The sequence below is a fragment of the Cupriavidus consociatus genome, assembly GCF_017814975.1.
GTDB classification, from domain to species: Bacteria; Pseudomonadota; Gammaproteobacteria; order Burkholderiales; family Burkholderiaceae; genus Cupriavidus; species Cupriavidus consociatus.
The window spans coordinates 1-285 of sequence record NZ_JAGIQA010000201.1; the positions used below are offsets into that span (position 1 = coordinate 1).

Genomic DNA, 285 nt, shown 5'->3' on the forward strand with positions numbered 1-285 from the left:
TGGTAGAAGTCCACCAGGGGCTTGGTCTGGGAATGGTAGACCGACAGGCGATGACGCACGGTTTCTTCGGTGTCGTCTTTACGCTGCACCAGGTCTTCGCCGGTGACATCGTCCTTGCCTTCCACTTTCGACGGGTTGTAGTCGATGTGGTACACGCGGCCAGAGCCTTCGTGAACACGACGGCCAGCGATACGCTGGACGATCTCTTCGTCTTCAACCGCGATTTCGACCACGGCGTCCAACTCCACGCCCGCCTTCACCAAGGCTTCAGCCTGGGGAATGGTG

The 285-nt window shown here is 59.3% G+C and carries 1 protein-coding gene; it reads right to left on the bottom strand.

All coding sequences use genetic code 11. The annotated features are described in order from the left end of the window. Positions 1-285, bottom strand: a 285-nt coding sequence (locus tag J8I82_RS38090) for a nucleoside monophosphate kinase (RefSeq protein WP_209765813.1), incomplete at both ends; no start/stop codon positions are given.